This is a genomic window from Providencia sp. PROV003 (genome assembly GCF_045040775.1).
Lineage (GTDB): Bacteria > Pseudomonadota > Gammaproteobacteria > Enterobacterales > Enterobacteriaceae > Providencia > Providencia huashanensis.
Genome location: NZ_CP096369.1, coordinates 3,417,097 through 3,436,453 on the forward strand (window position 1 = coordinate 3,417,097; position 19,357 = coordinate 3,436,453).

The 19,357-nt window shown below is 38.3% G+C and carries 19 protein-coding genes and 2 tRNA genes; 13 read left to right on the top strand and 8 right to left on the bottom strand.

The window, feature by feature from the left end:
* Positions 1-84: 84 nt before the first annotated feature.
* From tyrS to anmK, 3 genes are all read right to left on the bottom strand, one after another.
* A complete protein-coding gene (gene tyrS, locus M1F14_RS15700) occupies positions 85-1,359 on the bottom strand; it encodes a tyrosine--tRNA ligase (protein ID WP_042844016.1) in 1,275 nt (424 codons plus the stop codon).
* Between the two features lie 160 nt (positions 1,360-1,519).
* A complete protein-coding gene (gene pdxH, locus M1F14_RS15705) occupies positions 1,520-2,173 on the bottom strand; it encodes a pyridoxamine 5'-phosphate oxidase (protein ID WP_042844017.1) in 654 nt (217 codons plus the stop codon).
* A 19-nt stretch (positions 2,174-2,192) separates the two neighbouring features.
* A complete protein-coding gene (anmK, locus tag M1F14_RS15710; protein ID WP_042844019.1) occupies positions 2,193-3,314 on the bottom strand; it encodes an anhydro-N-acetylmuramic acid kinase in 1,122 nt (373 codons plus the stop codon).
* Positions 3,315-3,833: 519 nt separating this feature from the next.
* Here anmK and M1F14_RS15715 point away from each other — a divergent pair.
* Positions 3,834-4,301: a glycine zipper 2TM domain-containing protein gene (locus tag M1F14_RS15715; protein ID WP_042844020.1), complete on the top strand. Its 468-nt coding sequence runs from the start codon at positions 3,834-3,836 to the stop codon at positions 4,299-4,301.
* A 483-nt stretch (positions 4,302-4,784) separates the two neighbouring features.
* On the opposite strand, the gene slyA is transcribed toward M1F14_RS15715, so the two are convergent.
* Together slyA and M1F14_RS15725 are read right to left on the bottom strand one after the other, a co-directional pair.
* The gene (gene slyA / locus M1F14_RS15720; RefSeq protein ID WP_042844021.1) at positions 4,785-5,219 is read right to left on the bottom strand and encodes a transcriptional regulator SlyA; all 435 of its coding nucleotides are present in this window, start codon (positions 5,217-5,219) and stop codon (positions 4,785-4,787) included.
* A 538-nt stretch (positions 5,220-5,757) separates the two neighbouring features.
* Entirely contained in the window at positions 5,758-5,997 is a 240-nt protein-coding gene (locus M1F14_RS15725; RefSeq protein ID WP_042844023.1) for a DUF1289 domain-containing protein, read from the bottom strand.
* 176 nt (positions 5,998-6,173) lie between these two features.
* On the opposite strand from M1F14_RS15725, the gene gloA reads away from it, so the two are divergent.
* On the top strand, positions 6,174-6,581 hold the full coding sequence (gene gloA, locus M1F14_RS15730; protein WP_004910442.1) for a lactoylglutathione lyase: 408 nt from the start codon (positions 6,174-6,176) through the stop codon (positions 6,579-6,581).
* A gap of 127 nt (positions 6,582-6,708) precedes the next feature.
* Complete coding sequence (rnt, locus tag M1F14_RS15735; protein ID WP_042844024.1) at positions 6,709-7,353, top strand: ribonuclease T; 645 nt, start codon at positions 6,709-6,711, stop codon at positions 7,351-7,353.
* Between the two features lie 81 nt (positions 7,354-7,434).
* Here rnt and M1F14_RS15740 read toward each other — a convergent pair whose 3' ends face one another.
* A complete protein-coding gene (locus tag M1F14_RS15740) occupies positions 7,435-7,782 on the bottom strand; it encodes a Grx4 family monothiol glutaredoxin (RefSeq protein ID WP_042844025.1) in 348 nt (115 codons plus the stop codon).
* Positions 7,783-8,252: 470 nt separating this feature from the next.
* Between M1F14_RS15740 and sodB the strand changes: the two genes are divergently transcribed.
* Together sodB and purR are read left to right on the top strand one after the other, a co-directional pair.
* Entirely contained in the window at positions 8,253-8,831 is a 579-nt protein-coding gene (gene sodB / locus M1F14_RS15745; protein ID WP_042844026.1) for a superoxide dismutase [Fe], read from the top strand.
* 435 nt (positions 8,832-9,266) lie between these two features.
* Entirely contained in the window at positions 9,267-10,292 is a 1,026-nt protein-coding gene (gene purR / locus M1F14_RS15750; RefSeq protein WP_042844027.1) for an HTH-type transcriptional repressor PurR, read from the top strand.
* A 9-nt stretch (positions 10,293-10,301) separates the two neighbouring features.
* Here the strand turns inward: purR and punR are convergent, their stop codons facing one another.
* Positions 10,302-11,207 (bottom strand): DNA-binding transcriptional activator PunR, encoded by a 906-nt coding sequence (gene punR / locus M1F14_RS15755; RefSeq protein ID WP_042844028.1) that lies wholly within the window; start codon positions 11,205-11,207, stop codon positions 10,302-10,304.
* Positions 11,208-11,329: 122 nt separating this feature from the next.
* Between punR and punC the strand changes: the two genes are divergently transcribed.
* The 3 genes from punC to M1F14_RS15770 all read left to right on the top strand — a co-directional run bounded on the left by punC (position 11,330) and on the right by M1F14_RS15770 (position 13,917).
* A complete protein-coding gene (gene punC, locus M1F14_RS15760) occupies positions 11,330-12,553 on the top strand; it encodes a purine nucleoside transporter PunC (protein ID WP_048607018.1) in 1,224 nt (407 codons plus the stop codon).
* Positions 12,554-12,861: 308 nt separating this feature from the next.
* Positions 12,862-13,620: a helix-turn-helix transcriptional regulator gene (locus M1F14_RS15765; protein WP_232370525.1), complete on the top strand. Its 759-nt coding sequence runs from the start codon at positions 12,862-12,864 to the stop codon at positions 13,618-13,620.
* Between the two features lie 24 nt (positions 13,621-13,644).
* On the top strand, positions 13,645-13,917 hold the full coding sequence (locus tag M1F14_RS15770; protein WP_048607016.1) for a putative quinol monooxygenase: 273 nt from the start codon (positions 13,645-13,647) through the stop codon (positions 13,915-13,917).
* A gap of 229 nt (positions 13,918-14,146) precedes the next feature.
* Here the strand turns inward: M1F14_RS15770 and M1F14_RS15775 are convergent, their stop codons facing one another.
* Positions 14,147-14,809 carry a riboflavin synthase gene (locus M1F14_RS15775; protein WP_042844031.1) on the bottom strand — a complete coding sequence of 221 codons (663 nt, stop codon included), beginning with the start codon at positions 14,807-14,809 and terminating at the stop codon, positions 14,147-14,149.
* Between the two features lie 283 nt (positions 14,810-15,092).
* Here M1F14_RS15775 and M1F14_RS15780 point away from each other — a divergent pair, with 283 nt between their 5' ends.
* The 5 genes from M1F14_RS15780 to M1F14_RS15800 all read left to right on the top strand — a co-directional run bounded on the left by M1F14_RS15780 (position 15,093) and on the right by M1F14_RS15800 (position 19,286).
* Positions 15,093-16,466, top strand: coding sequence for an MATE family efflux transporter (locus M1F14_RS15780; protein ID WP_048607015.1), 1,374 nt, complete (start codon positions 15,093-15,095; stop codon positions 16,464-16,466).
* A 158-nt stretch (positions 16,467-16,624) separates the two neighbouring features.
* Positions 16,625-16,701: transfer RNA gene (locus M1F14_RS15785), tRNA-Val, on the top strand.
* 32 nt (positions 16,702-16,733) lie between these two features.
* Positions 16,734-16,810, top strand: a tRNA-Val gene (locus M1F14_RS15790).
* Positions 16,811-17,215: 405 nt separating this feature from the next.
* Positions 17,216-18,628, top strand: a complete 1,413-nt coding sequence (gene pykF / locus M1F14_RS15795; protein WP_042844034.1) for a pyruvate kinase PykF — start codon at positions 17,216-17,218, stop codon at positions 18,626-18,628.
* Between the two features lie 421 nt (positions 18,629-19,049).
* Positions 19,050-19,286, top strand: a complete 237-nt coding sequence (locus M1F14_RS15800; protein ID WP_004263789.1) for a major outer membrane lipoprotein — start codon at positions 19,050-19,052, stop codon at positions 19,284-19,286.
* The last annotated feature ends 71 nt before the right edge of the window (positions 19,287-19,357 follow it).

Below are 19,357 nucleotides of genomic sequence, written 5' to 3' on the forward strand. Positions count from 1 at the left end.
GACACAATCAACACCTATGCAAATTGAAATATGACGAGTATAGCCTGGGGAACCCCAGGCTAATATTACAAAGGTTAGTCAGAGCTATTTCCAATTAATTAAACAGTCGTTTTTCTTACCACGACGGATTAAAGTATAACGACCAAATAAACGGTCTGCATCACTAAATACATACATAGGGTCTGTTTGTTTTTGACCGTTAATGGATACTGCATTAGAACTGATTGCAGTTCTTGCTTGTCCACGAGATGGTGTTAATTCTGAATCAACTAGAGCTTGTTGTAAGTCAGCTCCCGCATCTAGTGTAATACAAGGCATGCCGTCTTGTGCTAATTGCTCAAAATCAGCTTCTGTTAAATCAGATACCGCACCTGAGAACAAACTATCAGTAATACGTTTTGCTGCGGCTAACCCGCTTTCACCATGCACCAGTTTAGTCACTAACTCAGCTAAAACATATTGAGCACGAGGTGCTTTACCGCTATTTTTATCTTCTTCTTCCAATGCTTGAATTTCTTCTAATTCCATAAAAGTGAAGAATTTTAAGAAACGATAAACGTCAGCATCAGCGGTGTTAATCCAGAATTGATAGAATTTATATTGGCTAGTTTTCTTAGAATCTAACCATACTGCACCACCCTCGGTTTTACCAAACTTAGTACCGTCCGCTTTTGTAATTAGAGGAACTGTCATACCAAACACTTGATTTTGATGTAAGCGACGAGTTAAGTCGATACCAGAGGTAATGTTACCCCATTGGTCTGAACCCCCAATTTGCAGTTCAACACCCATCTCTTTATTCATATTGGCAAAGTCATAACCCTGTAGCAGGTTATAAGCAAACTCGGTGAACGAGATCCCTACATCATCACGGTTTAAACGTTGCTTAACAGATTCACGGTTGATCATTTGGTTAACAGAGAAATGTTTACCAATATCACGTAAGAATGTCAGCACATCCATTTTACCAAACCAATCATAATTGTTAGCAAGGCGTGCGCTGTTATCACCACAATCAAAACTTAAAAATGGTGATACTTGGTTGCGTATTTTTTCTACCCACTCTTGAACGGTTTCTGTGGTGTTTAATTTACGTTCAGTAGCTTTAAAGCTCGGATCGCCAATTAGGCCCGTTGCGCCACCCACCAACGCCACAGGCTTGTGCCCGGCTAGTTGGAATCGTTTTAAACACAGCAAAGGAACCAGATGTCCCAAGTGCAAGCTGTCAGCGGTAGGGTCGAAGCCGCAATAGAGGGAGATAGGCCCTTGCGCCAGTCTCTCTGCTAACGCATCCTCATCCGTTACCTGGGCAACGAGGCCCCGCTCTTGCAATTGTTTAATCAGGTTATTGCTAGACATCAATGACTCCATCGGTTGAATTTTGTCTATCTATTTAGGGTTAAAAAACCAACGATTTTGAGACTCATATCAAAAGCTCGTCAGTTTAATTTGTCAATTTTATTAAATGAGTCTATAGCATAAAGCGCATATCAATTAAGTGCCAGTTAAAAAACTATAATTAAGGGGCTAATCTGTCAATTTTCCAGCCATCCCCTTCGCGTTGATATAAAAAGCGGTCATGAAGGCGGTGAGCGCCCCCTTGCCAAAACTCAACGCTATTAAAAACCACTCGGAACCCACCCCAAAAACTGGGTAATGGAACCTCGCCATTTTTGAATTTTTGTTTTAGCTCTAAAAACTTGCCTTCTAAAATCCCTCGAGCAGAGATTTTAGATGATTGCGCAGAGGCCCACGCTGCAATTTGGCTGTCTTTAGGCCTACTATGAAAATACTTAACAACTTCAATTGGATTTAATCGCTCAGCGACACCCGTAAAATTGACTTGGCGCTCTAGCGGGTACCATGGAAAGTGCAAACTTATTTTGTTATTTTTTTCTAAATGTTGCGCCTTTCTGCTACCTAAATTGGTATAAAAAATTAAACCGTTATCATCAAAATGCTTTAACAATACAATACGTTGATAGGGCTGCCCTGTTTCATCAACTGTAGCAACCGACATTGCTGTTGGGTCACTTAAACGAGCCTCGCACGCTTGCTTCATCCACAATTCAAACAGTGTTAATGGGTTTGGTGTTAAATCATTACGTCTTAAACCACCTTTTGTGTATTCACGACGTACCGATGCGAGGTCTATTTCATCTAGCTCGTTCATTTTTATATCCTTAATACGGTTATTTTTTAGCGATATTTTTAGGGTATATCGCACCGAGAACAGTTTCTTCACTTGCCCCTGTTACAGAAGCAAGATTTCCTGATAAACCGGCTACAGTTCGAGCCGCTAACCACGCAAAAGCTAACGCTTCCATATCGTCACCACTTAACCCAAATTTATCACTGGGAGCGACCTCAATCCCCGGTAACAAAGCCGCTAAACGCTGCATTAGAAAGTGATTCTTTGCGCCACCACCACAAACAATTAAGCGCTCACAGCCGCCACATAATAAAACTTGGTCAGTAATCGATGTTGCCGTCAGCTCACAAAGCGTTGCTTGAACATCCTCAGCAGAAATTAATGGAAACTTATCTAAGTGTTTCTCTAACCATTGCATATTAAAATATTCACGCCCTGTGCTTTTAGGGGATGAGCGTCTAAAATATGGGTCGCTTAGCATGGATTTTAATAATGTGTTATCGACCTTGCCACTACTCGCCCATTGACCATCTTTATCATATGCTTTCTGTTTATTACGCCAAGTCCATGTATCCATTAACATATTCCCAGGACCTGTATCGTAGCCTTTAACATAAGCACCAGGTAATAAAGCTGTCACATTCGCAATTCCACCAATATTTAATACAATGCGTTTCTCAGTAGGATGCCCTAATACAGCAAGGTGAAATGCAGGCACCAATGGTGCACCTTGCCCGCCATATGCCATGTCCCTACGACGAAAATCTCCAACAGTGGTGATCCCCGTTAAAGCGGCAACTCTGTTGTTATCACCTAATTGCATGGTAAAAGGCTGTTCGCCATCAGGTTCATGCCAAACAGTTTGACCATGGCAGCCAATAGCGATGATATCTTCAGACGTTAAACTGGTTTGTACCAACAGCTGATTAATAGCATCTGCATACAATGACCCTAACTGCCGATCAATTTTGCCAACCTCTGACAATGTTGTTGTTTGCCCTTGGCAAATATTTAAAATTTTTTTCTTTAATTCAATTGGGAATGTGACACTCAAACTAGATTGTTCAGCAACAAACTTATCACTGATTGCTGCAAGCACCACATCAACACCGTCTAAACTCGTTCCCGACATGACACCTATGTAACGACCGGACTTAATCATTATGCTTGTTCCTTCAGTGTGCACATTAACTTGACTAAATATCACTATAAAAGATTGTGCTTTGATGAAGATTTTTGTCAACAATTCGATGCAATTTCTCGGGCAGCTTCGCAGGAATAATAAATAATCACCTTTAAGTTAAAAATAACTAGACAAACTAAATAAAAAAGGCACTTTTTAATATCACGATTTCTCTTTTTGTTTACAATGGTTCATAATAAAATTATAAACCAAGCACTAGTTACAGGGTCTTGACTAAGATGATAAGGCGTCCTATTTAGCTATAGATGCGAAATCATACTCATAACTTGACATCCCTTTAACAAACAGTGCCTTTGTCAGTGAAATAATCCTGAATTTGAGATATTTTACCTAGTGTTTACACTCTATTTAAACCAAAATAAGTAATCTAACCTTCGCTTTTTAATACCATTATTTTGATAATTGTTGTGTTTATGGTGAAAACAAATATACGATGCTATGTTAGTGCCACAGACAGCAAATCTCATAGGAGTTATTATGCTTAAGAAAGTTTTTGTAGGTGTTGTTGCAGTTGCAGCGTTATCAGGCTGTGTCAATACCAGTACGCTTTCTGGTGATACTATTTCAGCCAAGGATGCGAAACAGGTACAGACTGTAACCTATGGTACCGTTTTGAATGCCCGCCCTGTGACAATTCAAGCTGGTGAAGATGGTAACGTTATTGGCGCAATTGGTGGTGCTGTGCTCGGTGGTTTATTAGGTAACACCATTGGTGGTGGTACTGGTAATACACTAGCAACTGCAGCAGGCGCAATAGCAGGTGGCTTAGCAGGTCAGCAAGCACAAGGCGCATTGAATAAAAGCCAAGGGGTTCAGTTAGAAATTCGCTTAGATAGCGGCAAAAATATCGTGGTTGTTCAAAAACAAGACCCAAGCACTTTCCGTAACGGTCAACGCGTTATGATTGCAAATAGCGGCAATACAGTCACTGTATCTCCTCGCTAACTTTACTATTCTAAATTAAAATATGTTCACCGGCTCATGGTCGGTGAACATACTTAGTGTTAATTAACTAATATTTAGTTATTAATAACCTCTATTAATTAATTATTTTCCTATATTTTTATCTTTAATATCATGTGTAGTATTCTAGTTAGTCATCCCTCTAGTTATACATATAGATATTTCATTATTCAATGTGAAATAGTTATTTAAGTTATCATTTTTTAGTGAAGGTTTTATTGCTGAGTATTCTACAAGCCGTGTATCATCACTAACTAATGATTGCAGAATAATGTTAAAGAAATTATTTTAACTCAAACCATACACTACAAAAATAACTGCAATACAATATATATTTCACAGAAATAATTTACCATCTATAAAGATCATTTTATTTAAAATCAATTTGAATAATTATTGTCTTTATAATAATCACCATAATAATAGTTGGTGTTATATTTATTCACATGCTAAATTATACCAAATTCAAGAGTCATTCTGTAACTGTATAATGTTTCTTTCAAGTTTAAGAAGTAACTGAGACAGTTGCTCAAGCTCTTCTTCACTAATATTATTCAATATTTCTAGCCGTGTATTATTAATTACTTGGTCTACTGTCTTAATAAATGGTTCAGACTCTTCTGTCAATTTTATTCTTTTAGCTCTCCTATCATTTGCACATATATGCCTAGAAATGAGTTTTTTTTCCTCTAATTGGTCAAGGGTTCTCACTAGTGATGGTTGTTCTATTCCTATTGCCTTTGCCAGTTGTATTTGCGATTGTTCCGGTGGTAACTGGCTAATATTATGTAATGTAACCCAATGTGTTTGCGTAAGTTTAAGGGGTTTTAAACGATGATCGATTAATGCTCTCCACATACGGACTACACGTGATAATTCTGTTCCAATTTGTGATTCCAATTTACCCTCCTTTATATAATTATAATGTCTAAAAAATATACCAGACTCATATTATTTTTTAAATTATATATTAATTTCCTTTTATATTTACAACTTTTTATTGATGCATAGGATAACAAATACCTATTTATAGTGATGACAAACTCTTCATGAGACGATGTACCTCTAACTAATACCTTGCGACTCATGCCTTTTCAAATTAGTAGGCTTAATAAAGCAACCTATCAATTATCTTATTAATAAGAATAGCCTTACTCTCCTTTCGGATCTATCTATTTTAACCCTTATAGTAATTACAACTAACAATAAAAAAAGCAATACCAAATAAATGGTTTAAAAACAAAAGTATATAGTTAATCTTAAAAATATGTTATTTATGGTTGTTTTTATAGAATCTATAGCTATTTTGAATAAATAAAATTTTATTGAAAGATAAACAACGAAATTAATTAAAATAAAATAATTAAAAAATAACTAGTTACTTTAATTAACAAAACAATTGATTGAATTATAAAAATAGATTCATTTGTATTACACTTTAAAAAAGCTGTTGTTGGGGATCGGGTAAATCTTTTGCAGTCGCCTGTTTACTCAGTGACCTTAAGTACCGTTGACGGCATAATCGAATAATATTTCGTTTTTCAGGATCAGAAAATTTTAACCAGTTAAAACGCTCATCTCGTGTACGATAACAACCTCGGCAGTAACCTTGTTCATTTACTTGGCAAATACCACGGCAAGGGCTTGGAATATCAAAGAACTCGAGTTGCTCAGCCATATAGGTATCCCCTTAAAAGAAAAAACACAATAAATGTATGATATACTATGAAAATAAGCATCACTGCCGTTCGATTAAAAAATATACTACAACCATTGTATTTATCAATATAGACACGTTATATTAATAAATACAACGATTCAGGTTTTTTCTGGAAATTTTAAGAGGTTTATAATATGCGCTTACTTCATACTATGTTGCGTGTTACAGATATGCAGCGTTCAATCGATTTTTACACCAAAGTACTGGGCATGCGCCTGTTAAGAACCAGTGAAAATACTGAGTATAAATATTCTCTTGCTTTTGTTGGTTATAGTGATGAAAGCGAAGGCGCAGTCATTGAGCTAACCTATAATTGGGGTGTTGATCAATACGATATGGGGAATGCTTATGGTCATATTGCACTAGGTGTCGATGACGTTGCAAAAACTTGTGATGATATCCGCAATGCAGGTGGTAATGTTACTCGTGAAGCCGGCCCTGTAAAAGGGGGAACAACTGTTATCGCATTTGTTGAAGACCCTGATGGCTATAAAATTGAATTAATTGAAAACAAAAGTGCAAGTAAAGGCTTAGGTCACTAATTGACCTTTCAATTACAAAATTAAGGCTGCCAATTGGCTGCCTTAATTTTCTTCTATGTTTACCTACAAATTTTTACTGGTTTTGGCATAATACGAGCCAATCAGAAACTTATAATCGAAAGTCCTAATGTCTGAAAAAAATAATCCTAATGCCCTGGTTAACCGTTTCAGGGGTTATTACCCTGTTGTTATTGATGTTGAAACCGGTGGGTTTAATGCCAAAACTGACGGGCTGTTAGAAATCGCCGCGATTACCTTAAAAATGGATAAAGACGGCTGGCTGTCTATGGATGAAACATTGCATTTTCATATAGAGCCATTTGAGGGTGCAAACCTTGAGCCATCTGCGCTCGCCTTTACTGGCATTGACCCTACTAATCCATTACGTGGGGCCGTAAGTGAATACGAAGCATTACACGCAATATTTAAAGTGATCCGCAAAGGAATGAAGAACACGGATTGTAACCGCGCAATTATTGTTGCTCATAATGCAAATTTTGATCACAGCTTTGTTATGAATGCCGCAGAACGCGCGAGTTTAAAACGTAACCCATTCCACCCATTTGCAACCTTCGATACTGCAGCATTAAGTGGTTTAGTGTACGGCCAAACTATTTTAGCAAAAGCATGTGTCGCTGCGGGTATTCCATTTGATGGGAAACAAGCCCACGGTGCTCTGTATGATACTAACCGTACTGCCCTATTGTTTTGTGAGATTGTCAACAAATGGAAAAAGCTTGGTGGCTGGCCTATCGTTGAGAACGAAGAGTAATTGAATTACATATAAAAAAACCGTATTTGCTAAAATACCACTACGTTAGCTAAATACGGTTTTTTGTTATCTATCGCAATATTATTCTGCGCTAGTTTCGTCTGTTGGGCGATATTTATCCGCAGTTTCTTTAATCAATGATTGAAGTTCACCGCGCTGGAACATTTCCATGATAATATCACAGCCCCCAACCAGCTCCCCATCAACCCACAGTTGAGGAAAAGTTGGCCAATTTGCATATTTTGGCAGTTCTGCACGAATATCTGGGTTTTGTAGGATATCAACATAAGCAAAGCGTTCACCACAAGAAGACAGAGCTTGGACTGCTTGAGCAGAAAAACCACAGCTCGGAAGTTTTGGAGAGCCTTTCATGTATAATAAAATTGGGTTTTCTTTGATTTGGCGCTCGATTCTTTCAATTGTCGTCATTTTTACTTCCTTAGAACAAAGATGCTGGTTTTGCAGTCAGCCGACAAGCATGATTTACTGCGACTTAATAGAATGCATTGACCATTATAATGTGAAACTTAATTGTTTCATACAATATGCCAGTTTTACAGGGGCATTACTATAACATCCAAAAAACCAAAAAGGCACCTTTTCTATCTTCTGCTCACCTAAGTCAAACAAATAACTCGCTATTGTTTAAATTCGAAAAACTGGCGTTCTTCCTCACAAATACCCATACAATATAAATAGTTAATGATTTTGTTTTTTGCTAACATATAAGTAACATGATTACCATTACCCTTTGTAAGGTTTATCGTGTTATCATTAATATATTAAATACCATCTCGCCAATGAGCGAAATGTTGATAACAAATTGCCATCTTTTAATTAGCTCATTTTAAGAGCAAACACCCGAAGTATTTTATACAAAAGCAATCAAGGAGTACGCAATGTCTTTTGAACTACCCGCTCTACCGTATGCTAAAGATGCTTTAGAACCATATATCTCTGCTGAAACCTTAGAATATCACTATGGCAAGCACCACAACACTTATGTTGTTAACTTAAACAACCTCATCAAAGGCACTAACTTCGAAGGTAAATCTCTAGAAGAGATCATCAAAACTTCTGACGCTGGGGTTTTTAACAATGCTGCTCAAGTTTGGAACCACACCTTCTATTGGCATTGTTTAGCGCCAAATGCAGGTGGAGAACCAACAGGCAAAGTTGCTGATGCGATTAATAAAGCATTCGGTTCTTTCGCTGAGTTTAAAGCGCAATTTACTGACGCTGCGACCAAAAACTTTGGCGCAGGTTGGACATGGCTAGTGAAAAAAACCGATGGTAGCTTAGCTATCGTTAATACATCTAATGCTGCAACGCCAATTTCTGGTGAAGATAAGCCTGTATTAACAGTTGATATTTGGGAGCATGCTTACTATATCGATTACCGTAACGCGCGTCCTAAATACTTAGAAAACTTCTGGGCGCTAGTCAATTGGAAGTTTGTTGAAGAAAATTTAGCATAGTGATATCTGTTGATTTCTAAATAGCTAAGGGCGAGATATCTCGCCCTTATTTTTTACGCACATTGCTATGAGTAAAAATAAAATCAAAAAATATGTGCAGCAATAAAAATAATCATTGCTAATGAACCCAACGCAGCCAGTAATCCATATTTAACATCTGTATCCATGAGTTCCTCTCATCTAAACGTAATTGAATTAGCGAATAACCATATTAACATAAAGGTTATTAAGTATATATATCCAAAAAAACAAAACTCGTGCCTATATCACATGTTATAACATCAATTATTTCTTTCGTTTTTGCGCTAGATCAGACAAAATCGACAACAAATCGCTAAATTATTGCCAGCAAAGGATCAATGCATCAATATGCTGGTAATTTTTTAACAAGAATGCTTATAGAGACCTATTGTTGGTCAGGAGTTTTTTTCCCCCATGGCAACGATTAAAGATGTGGCGAAACGCGCTGGCGTATCTACCACAACCGTATCCCATGTTATTAATAAAACGCGCTTTGTGGCTGATGATACTAAGGCTGCGGTCTGGGCTGCAATTAAAGAGCTCAATTATTCACCAAGTGCGGTTGCCCGTAGTCTAAAAGTTAATCACACTAAGTCGATTGGTTTGCTGGCAACCTCCAGTGAAGCACCCTATTTTGCTGAGGTAATAGAATCAGTTGAAAATAGCTGCTATGAAAAAGGCTATACACTAATCCTCTGTAATTCCCATAATAATTTGGGTAAACAAAAAGCCTATCTACAAATGCTTGCGCAAAAACGCGTAGATGGTTTACTCGTTATGTGCTCTGAATACCCAGATACTTTAATCAGTATGTTAGAAGATTATCGTAATATTCCAATGGTCGTTATGGATTGGGGTACGTCACGAGGTGATTTTACTGACAGTATTATCGACAACTCATTCCATGGCGGCTACCTTGCAGGGCGTTATTTGATTGACCGTGGCCACCGTGATATCGGTGTCATTCCTGGTTCACTCGAAAGAAATACAGGCATTGGTCGTTTAACTGGTTTCCAAAAAGCGATGGAAGAGGCCAAAATTACGTTAAAAGATGAGTGGATCGTCCAAGGGGATTTTGAGCCTGAATCAGGCTACAAAGCAATGATGCAAATCCTTAGCCATAAACAGCGCCCTACCGCGGTATTCTGTGGTGGCGATATTATGGCGATGGGAGCGATTTGCGCCGCAGATGAGATGGGCCTGCGTGTACCGCAAGATATTTCAGTGATTGGCTATGATAATGTGCGTAATGCGCGCTATTTTACCCCTGCTCTAACGACTATCCACCAGCCAAAAGAGCGTTTAGGGCAAATGGCCTTTACAATGTTACTCGATAGAATTGTGAATAAGCGCGAAGATGCGCAAACTATCGAGGTACATCCACGGCTGGTTGAACGCCGCTCTGTTGCTGATGGGCCATTTATTGATTACCGCCGATAACTTAGCAACCTAAGTTGAAAGCCATTCCGCGTTAAGTGTTTCAGTATCACCGAGGTAATCTAATAACCAACTTAACGCTGGAGATGTGTTTTTTTCAACCCAAGTTAGGCAGCAAGGGCTTGGTGGAAATGGTTGTACTAATGCCAATTCCACTAACTTCCCTTCCTCGCATAAAGGGGTTGCGCGGTGTTCGGGCACCATGCCCACACATAGCCCATTGACTAAACATGCCAAACCATTTTCCCAATAAGGCACAACAAGACGCCGCTGGTTATCAAGGGCCCATGTGTCTCTTTTGGGTAAATTACGGGAGGTATCTTCTAAGCATAAACTGGGGTATTCACGCATTTGTTCATCCACCAACTTACCTTCTATTTTGGCTAATGGGTGCTCAGGGCTCGCAACACACATCCAAGACATGAAACCCATATCACGAAAACTGTATCTTTCACCAATGGGGGAAGCACGTGTTGCGCCAATCGCCACATCAACACGACCATCAGCTAAAGCATCCCAAACACCATTAAACACTTCAGGGTGAATATACAGTTCAATATCAGGAAAATGACGATAGAAATCTAGAATGAGTTGTTCTGTGCGCTGCGGTTTGACAATGCAGTCAACTGCGATACTAAATTGACCACGCCAACCATTTGCGACTTGTTGGCATTGATGTCTGGTATCTGTCATTTTTTTGATAACAGAACGACTTTGTTTAATAAATATTGCCCCCGCCTCGGTAAGAACTACATCACGATGGCGACGTTCAAATAAAGGGACAGCAAGCCATTCCTCAATTTGTTTTACCGTATAGCTAATCGCAGATGGAACACGGTGCAACTCATCGGCAGCACCACTAAAACTTCCCGTACGAGCCACTGCATCAATGACTTCGAGCGCATGAGCTGACCACATAACATCTCCTTTCAAAAATTTTGATAGCAAGATCCAAATATTACCGTTTCACAACATAAAAAAATAGCCTATACAATAGAACTACTGTTAACATTTTTTTAAATATCAAATAAGTAATAATTATGACGAATACTGTGAAAAAAAATTCCCCTGGGTTTATGATTTACCTTGCAGGGTTAAGCATGCTGGGGTTTTTAGCGATTGATATGTATCTACCTGCTTTTGGGGCAATGCAAAACTCACTGCATACCACAGAAGGGGCTATCAGCGCTTCTCTCAGTATATTTTTAGCTGGTTTTGCTTTTGCTCAGCTTCTATGGGGACCATTATCAGACAAACTTGGTCGTAAACCTGTGCTTATCGTTGGGTTGGCTATTTTCATTTTAAGCAGCCTAGCTATTTTTTGGGTTGAAACTGCGACACAACTCTTAACTTTGCGTTTTCTACAAGCTGTCGGTGTCTGTTCTGCGGCCGTTTTATGGCAAGCTCTCGTTATTGACCGCTATGATGAAGCAAGCACGCAAAAAGTTTTTGCCTCTATTATGCCATTAGTCGCTTTATCCCCTGCTTTGGCGCCTTTATTAGGTGCTTGGGTTTTAGAACACCAAACTTGGGAAGCCATTTTTCTGATCCTCATGGCCGTAGGTATATTACTTTTATTACCAACGTTATTTTTGAAGAATGTTTCTGTCAAAAACATCACGGATGAAAAACAACCCAAAACTAAAGTCTCTTTTGCTAACTTGTTAAGTTCACCTATTTTTAGTGGTAATGTACTTGTTTATGCCTCTTGTAGTGCTGGCTTTTTCGCTTGGTTAACGGGCTCGCCATTTATTTTGCGGAATATGGGGTTTAACCCAGCAGATATAGGCTTAAGTTATATCCCTCAAACCTTAGCTTTCATTGTTGGTGGCTATGGCTGTCGTATTGTATTAGCAAAAGTTCGCGCTGAAACTTTATTCCCTCTATTATTGACGGGTTATGCAGTAAGCATGGCAATCTTATTCATTATAGCTATCTACAGTACTCCGTCACTAACTATGATTTTGATCCCATTTTGCTTTATGGCGGCGATGAATGGGGCTTCCTATCCAATCGCTGTTTCGAAAGCATTAAATGCATTCCCGAGTGCAAGTGGTAAAGCGGCGGCATTACAAAATGCCTTGCAATTAGGGTTATGTTTTTTAGCCAGCTTGCTCGTTTCTGCTCTTACTTTCGACCCACTTCTGGCAACAACGGGGGTAATGGCTGCAACCATCATTCCAATGACGATTGGTTATTTTATGCAACGTTGTTCCAGCAACAGTGAAAAAGCGCTAAAACATGCCGATTGCCAAGCCGATTGATAACAACATATGATTCACTTTAAACCATGCCGCAAGCTTAGCGGCATGGTTTTCGTTTATTAACCAATAAAAATACTCCCAACTTCTCACCGTGAATATTCAGTTATTCATGACAAATAATCTTATCTGTTATTTAGACACTCAAAGACTAAAAACTGTATCTACTTCATATATTTCTACTATTTAAAGCGTATTTCACTAAAATAGAGGGATTTTATTTTTTTATCTACTAAGATATAGATTTTCTATAGTTAATTTTCTTGTTAGAAAGCGTTATCATTGCCATATCAAATAATGAGTGCTCAAGAATGATGTTGAAACAGTATTATCCACCAGATGAATTAAAGTCCTTTGTTAGTTCAATTTTGATCATTAAAGAATTTTCAGGAACAATTAAAATTTTTCCAGGAACTGGTGCTGAAATTTGGGTTTCATCAGATTCTTTTTGCATGTCAACAGAAAAACATTCAACAACAGACTCTTTCCAATTAATTATTCCTAGAGTCAATACATTCACGGCTAATCCTAACCATTCAAAAGTAATGGTGTTGCGTATACGCCATGATGCACTGCGCTTTTTACTTCCCCTTAGTACGTTTAATTACACTGATAGGACTATGGCTCTGAGTGAAATATGGCAAGATCGCTGGTTTGAGTCCTTAGCCAACTCATCATTTAAAGAACTTTTAGATTGCTTCAATCGAACTAAAGCCAATAAAAAGCCTCATTTTATCGATGACATTTTAGAATTGCTGTATCGCAACCCTACAAAAAAAATAACAGAACTTGCTGAAGAAACAGGATTACATGTACGGGTTATTCAAAAAGAGTTTTTAAAAGAGTATGGCATTACCCCAAAACGTTATCAGATCAATTGCCGCTTAGAGCATGTTTTGAAGAGTATGGTAGTAGAACAAGATACATACCGATGGTTTGAAACAGGCTATTATGATCAGTCCCACTTTTATCGCGATTTTAAAAGATACTTTACTATGACCCCGTCGGCATTTTTAAAATCAGAGTATTCGCTTTTTTACAATACAAAAACTAAGTACCCATTAAGATAGTTCTTAATACATAAGGAGAAAGGAATGAGTATTGTTGTGTATGCCCAAATTACGACGGAAAAATCAGATGGGTATTTGACGCGAGAAATCGTTCGTGACTTAGCAAAATTAAGTCGCCGAGAGAAAGGATGCATTCAATATGATCTTATGGCTAAAGAAAATGGTTACATTGTTTTCGAAGAGTGGGAAAATACTCAAGCGCTAGAGATGCATAAAAATAGTCCACATTTCAAACGTCTAGTCGATGCAATTGAGCGTGATAACGCTAGTTTTTCAGTCAACTTCAGTGAAAAATAACTAGTTGACGTTTAAGGTTAGCCATTAATAAAAATTTCACCCTCTTTTATTAATTTTAACTTATTGTAATTAGCAGAATTGTAGAATTAGATTATTAAACACGCCCGATAAATTAATTCCCCCTTCGTAATTGACCTTGGCTATAGCACCATAAACCGCTGCTATAGCCTAATTAGATAAAGTAATCAAACCTAACTAACAGCTTAAGACCCCTTAAAGGTAATATTTACTAAGGCTCATTAGCTTCTATTGTTTCATTAGTTTGTTGTAAAAACTTTTCTTGTTCTTTTTGGTTCAAAACACGTTCAACCGTATCAACGATTGCCTGAGTCTGAGGATCGATTTCAATATTCACTTTGTCCCCTAAACGTTTTTGACCTAATGTAGTTCGCTCCAAAGTCTCTGGGATCAAATGCACACAAAAACGATTATTGATGACATCACCTACAGTTAAGCTGATACCATCTATGGCAACAAACCCTTTATGTAAAATATATTTCATCAATGATTTATCGTGAATCGCCAACCAAATTTGATGGTTATCTTCTGAGGTGAAAATTTTACTGATTTCTGCAGTTGTCATAATATGACCAGAAACAACATGCCCCCCAATTTCATCACCGTATTTAGCAGCACGTTCAATATTAACCACATCCCCTTCTTTTAGTGCGCCAAGGTTGGTTAAACGTAATGTTTCTTTAATGAGATCAAAGCTAACCTTTTCACCATCAATTTTTGTCACTGTAAGGCAACAGCCGTTATGTGCAACAGATGCCCCTGTTTCTAAGCCGACTAATAATTCAGGGGTAAATTTCATTACATGAGTACGAAAATTAGCTCTTTCAGTGATTTCTATAATAGGAGCTGTAGCTTGGACAATGCCTGTAAACATAATAAATCTCAGTGTAGTGAATTAATGACTTCAGTTTACATAAGAATTCTTAGAGATCTATCTTATTTGAGTGATAAGCGACAGACCAATTCACTGGCAAACTAGCGATATAACCAGCACCTAGGTTTAAAAATGCTTTTTTATTACATTCAATTATATCATTATTGGATTCTCTCTAGAAAAGGGATAGAATGAGCGGTTTTTATTAAAGCTTATACTTTAAGTAAATCATTTATTTTTCTAGTTTTTTTCCTATTACTCGTTTTATTATGAAGGTGTATGCGTGCAGAAATATTTTACAGAAGCGCGTAGCTTGCTGGCACTCGGTATTCCTATTGTTTTAGCTCAATTTTCACAAACTGCAATGGGGTTTGTGGATACTATTATGGCTGGAAGCGTTAGTGAAATAGAGATGTCCGCAGTTGCAGTTGGGGTTTCAATCTGGCTGCCCGCTATTCTTTTTGGGCAAGGGCTATTGATGGCATTGACGCCTATTGTCGCTCAAATGAATGGGTCAGGTCGCCGAAATTTAATTGGCGATCAGGTTCAGCAAGGTCTATGGCTTGCATTGTTCTTAGCGTTGGGCATTATGTGTTTGCTCTATAATAGCCAGTTAATCATTCATAACATGCCGCACATTGATGCTGAATTAGCCGATAAATCAGTGCGATTCTTACATGCAATCATGTGGGGAGCGCCAGGATACCTATTTTATCAAGTCTATCGTAGCCAATGTGAAGGTTTATCGAAAACGAAACCGGGGATGGTTATTGGTTTTCTTGGTTTGATGGTGAATATTCCTATCAATTATATCTTTATTTATGGGCACTTTGGAGCACCTGCACTAGGTGGTGTCGGTTGTGGTGTTGCGACAGCTACAGTGTATTGGGCTATGTGCATAATGATGAGATGGTATGTGAAACGAGCGCATTCTCAGCGTGATATTCGCCCTACTCTAGTTTTTACATCGCCAAATCCATTAATTTTAAAGCGCATCATTGTATTGGGTACTCCTATTGGTTTAGCTCTGTTCTTTGAAGTCACATTATTTGCTGTTGTTGCACTATTAGTTGCACCGTTAGGTGTCATAGCCGTTGCCGGTCACCAAGTTGCTCTTAATTTTAGCTCAGTGATGTTTATGTTCCCATTATCATTAGGGATCGCTGCAACAATCCGGGTTGGTTATAATTTAGGGCAAAAATCTACCGAGGCCGCTAAAGTTTCATCTTACACTAGCTTAGCGGTTGGCTTAATGGTGGCTTGTATTACTGCTATTTTAACTATCGTATTCCGTGAGCCAATTGCGATGATGTATAACAAAAACCCGGAAGTTGTGGCTTTAGCGTCTAGTTTGATGCTATATGCCGCAATTTATCAATTATCAGATTCCGTACAAGTTATTGGTGCTGGTATCCTACGGGGTTATAAAGATACACGTTCTATTTTCTTTATTACTTTTACTGCTTACTGGCTACTAGGATTACCTGCAGGCTATATCTTAGCCTTAACCGATATTGTTGCTCCAGCCATGGGGCCTAAAGGGTTTTGGATTGGTTTTATAATTGGCTTAAGCGCAGCAGCCATTGGTATGGCAACACGGATTATGTGGCTTCATAAACAATCTGAAGAGTTTATTTTAGTTCGTTCGACTCGCTAATTGACGGTTTTTTAAGCTTTTAACTGTACGGGAAGATGTATTTCGCATCAGATAGTTTTAAATACGAGCAAACTATCGCAAAAATACATTTTCCCCTTGCCAGATGCGCATCATAACGTTAATATTCGTTCCCGTTGTCAGCTAGATAATTTTTTAATGCGTCCGTAGCTCAGTTGGTTAGAGCACCACCTTGACATGGTGGGGGTCGGTAGTTCGAGTCTACTCGGACGCACCATTTCAAGTTAACTCAAAGCATACTCTTTCAGTGCGTCCGTAGCTCAGTTGGTTAGAGCACCACCTTGACATGGTGGGGGTCGGTAGTTCGAGTCTACTCGGACGCACCATTTTGCTAACCTCCTCCTATTGATTCTAATATTTTCCTTGATTGTCTGTCGATCTTCCCTTACTTTGTTGCGCAACAAAATAAATCGCAAACTATTTACTGAGTATTTGATCTGAGTGACGACTTCTTTCAATTTAAGAAAATTTGATTTGTCTCACAGTTTTTTGTTGTCTATAATACTCATGCTGGCTGAAAGGTTTCAACAGCAATAAATCAGTGTGTTAGCTTTAATTGAATTTGTCATCTACACTATAATAAGAATCAAAATGAGATAAATTTTAGCGTAAAATGAATTAACCACCAGACTGTCGCCTATTCTTATAAATGAGTTGCGCAACACATTTTATCATGCGCACTAAGCATCGGCGACAATACCGATTTCCTTTATAACCTTAGATAGACTGCCATGAAAAAAACCAAAATTGTTTGTACTATCGGTCCAAAAACCGAATCAGAAGAAAAACTGACCCAACTCCTTGATGCTGGCATGAACGTTATGCGCCTCAACTTCTCTCACGGTGACTATGAAGAACATGGTCAACGTATCAACAATCTTCGCTCTGTGTGCGCAAAAACTGGTAAACAAGCAGCTATCCTGCTGGACACAAAAGGTCCTGAAATTCGTACCATGAAATTAGAAGGTGGTAACGACGTCTCTCTTGTTGCCGGTCAAACCTTTACTTTTACGACAGATACTTCCGTTATCGGCAATAAAGATAAAGTTGCTGTCACTTATGCAGGGTTAACTTCTGATTTAGAAGTAGGCAATACTGTATTAGTCGATGATGGCTTAATTGGCATGAAAGTCACTAGCATCACTGCTACTGAAGTTATTTGCGAAGTCTTAAATAACGGTGACCTCGGTGAGAAAAAAGGGGTTAATCTACCCGGCGTTTCAATTGGCTTACCCGCATTAGCCGAAAAAGATAAAGAAGACTTAGTTTTTGGTTGCCAACAAGGTGTGGATTTTGTAGCTGCCTCTTTTATCCGTAAACGTTCTGATGTAGAAGAAATTCGTGCTCACCTGAAAAAACACGGCGGCGAAAACATTCAAATTATCTCTAAAATTGAAAATCAAGAAGGTCTAAATAATTTTGATGAAATTTTAGAAGCATCTGATGGCATCATGGTTGCACGTGGTGATTTAGGAGTAGAGATCCCTGTTGAAGAAGTTATTTTCGCGCAAAAAATGATGATTGAGAAATGTGTTGCAGCACGTAAAGTGGTTATTACTGCGACCCAAATGTTAGACTCAATGATCAAAAACCCGCGCCCGACTCGTGCAGAAGCAGGGGATGTTGCAAACGCGATTTTAGATGGTACCGATGCAGTGATGCTATCAGGTGAAAGTGCAAAAGGTAAATATCCTGTAGAAGCTGTCACTATTATGGCAACGATTTGTGAGCGCACGGATAGTGTGATGCAAACTCGCATCGATAACCAAAAACCAAGCCAGCGTTTACGTGTTACTGAAGCGGTATGCCGTGGCGCAGTAGAAATGTCTGAAAAATTAGATGTTCCTCTGATTGTTGTTGCAACATACGGCGGTAAATCAGCAAAATCGGTTCGTAAATATTTCCCAACCGCACCTATTCTTGCATTAACAACTAACGAAGAAACTGCTCGTCAGTTATTATTAGTCAAAGGCGTGATCCCGATGATTGTTGGTGGGTTTACTTCTACTGACGACTTCTATCGTGAAGGTAAACGTGCAGCGTTAGAAAGTGGTTTAGCGGTTTCAGGTGATGCTGTTGTTATGGTATCCGGCGCATTAGTACAAAGCGGTACGACCAATACTTCATCTGTTCATGTGCTCTAAATAAACTCTCATAAGTTGTATGCAAAAAGGCCGATGGTAATTAATTTAACCATCGGCCTTCTTATTTAAAGTTAACATTTTGTGCTGTCCTGAAGTAACTATTTACTTATTTTGTACCCCCAAGTAAATATTCTCTTATCATTATTAGTGTAAAATCAAAAAAAGCCCTTAAATTGGTCAAATAACCGCCATCATTGTTCTTGATTTAAATTTTTCTTCTTTTTCCTAGTACTAATATTAAAGTATTTCTAGCAAAACTTTATATTTAGTACTAGCATAAGACTAAGTAAGTGCCATACCCTAATTTTCATTAGGTTGTTTTAAAGGGATATAGCAAGCTTTAAGATAACAGTCTTGGCTCTATTGTTTGGTGACTTGCTTTTTTATATTTTCAAGATAAATCAATCTAGAGGGTAAAATAATGATTCGTACTAAAATTGTACTGGGCTCTATCGTATTAGCTTCAGCATTACTAGCGGGTTGTTCTAACAGCACTGAAGTGCAAAAACTCTCTTCAGACGTACAAACTCTGAATGGTAAAGTTGATCAACTGAGCAACGACGTTCAGTCTCTGCGTTCTGACGTACAGACAGCTCAAGAAGAAGCAGCTCGCGCTAACCAGCGCTTGGACAACCAAGTTCGCACTTACAAAAAATAAGTTCGATTTGGTCGTTATTTAGTCGAAAAGACGCTTCTTTGAAGCTAGTAGCATTTATGAGGGCCTATGAA

Bases quoted from the DNA above. Each gene is read 5' to 3' on its own strand.
- tyrS (WP_042844016.1), bottom strand. From the start codon at position 1,359: ATGTCTAGCAATAACCTGATTAAACAATTGCAAGAGCGGGGCCTCGTT.
- pdxH (WP_042844017.1), bottom strand. From the start codon at position 2,173: ATGAACGAGCTAGATGAAATAGACCTCGCATCGGTACGTCGTGAATAC.
- anmK (WP_042844019.1), bottom strand. From the start codon at position 3,314: ATGATTAAGTCCGGTCGTTACATAGGTGTCATGTCGGGAACGAGTTTA.
- M1F14_RS15715 (WP_042844020.1), top strand. From the start codon at position 3,834: ATGCTTAAGAAAGTTTTTGTAGGTGTTGTTGCAGTTGCAGCGTTATCA.
- M1F14_RS15725 (WP_042844023.1), bottom strand. From the start codon at position 5,997: ATGGCTGAGCAACTCGAGTTCTTTGATATTCCAAGCCCTTGCCGTGGT.
- gloA (WP_004910442.1), top strand. From the start codon at position 6,174: ATGCGCTTACTTCATACTATGTTGCGTGTTACAGATATGCAGCGTTCA.
- rnt (WP_042844024.1), top strand. From the start codon at position 6,709: ATGTCTGAAAAAAATAATCCTAATGCCCTGGTTAACCGTTTCAGGGGT.
- M1F14_RS15740 (WP_042844025.1), bottom strand. From the start codon at position 7,782: ATGACGACAATTGAAAGAATCGAGCGCCAAATCAAAGAAAACCCAATT.
- sodB (WP_042844026.1), top strand. From the start codon at position 8,253: ATGTCTTTTGAACTACCCGCTCTACCGTATGCTAAAGATGCTTTAGAA.
- purR (WP_042844027.1), top strand. From the start codon at position 9,267: ATGGCAACGATTAAAGATGTGGCGAAACGCGCTGGCGTATCTACCACA.
- punR (WP_042844028.1), bottom strand. From the start codon at position 11,207: ATGTGGTCAGCTCATGCGCTCGAAGTCATTGATGCAGTGGCTCGTACG.
- punC (WP_048607018.1), top strand. From the start codon at position 11,330: ATGACGAATACTGTGAAAAAAAATTCCCCTGGGTTTATGATTTACCTT.
- M1F14_RS15765 (WP_232370525.1), top strand. From the start codon at position 12,862: ATGATGTTGAAACAGTATTATCCACCAGATGAATTAAAGTCCTTTGTT.
- M1F14_RS15770 (WP_048607016.1), top strand. From the start codon at position 13,645: ATGAGTATTGTTGTGTATGCCCAAATTACGACGGAAAAATCAGATGGG.
- M1F14_RS15775 (WP_042844031.1), bottom strand. From the start codon at position 14,809: ATGTTTACAGGCATTGTCCAAGCTACAGCTCCTATTATAGAAATCACT.
- pykF (WP_042844034.1), top strand. From the start codon at position 17,216: ATGAAAAAAACCAAAATTGTTTGTACTATCGGTCCAAAAACCGAATCA.
- M1F14_RS15800 (WP_004263789.1), top strand. From the start codon at position 19,050: ATGATTCGTACTAAAATTGTACTGGGCTCTATCGTATTAGCTTCAGCA.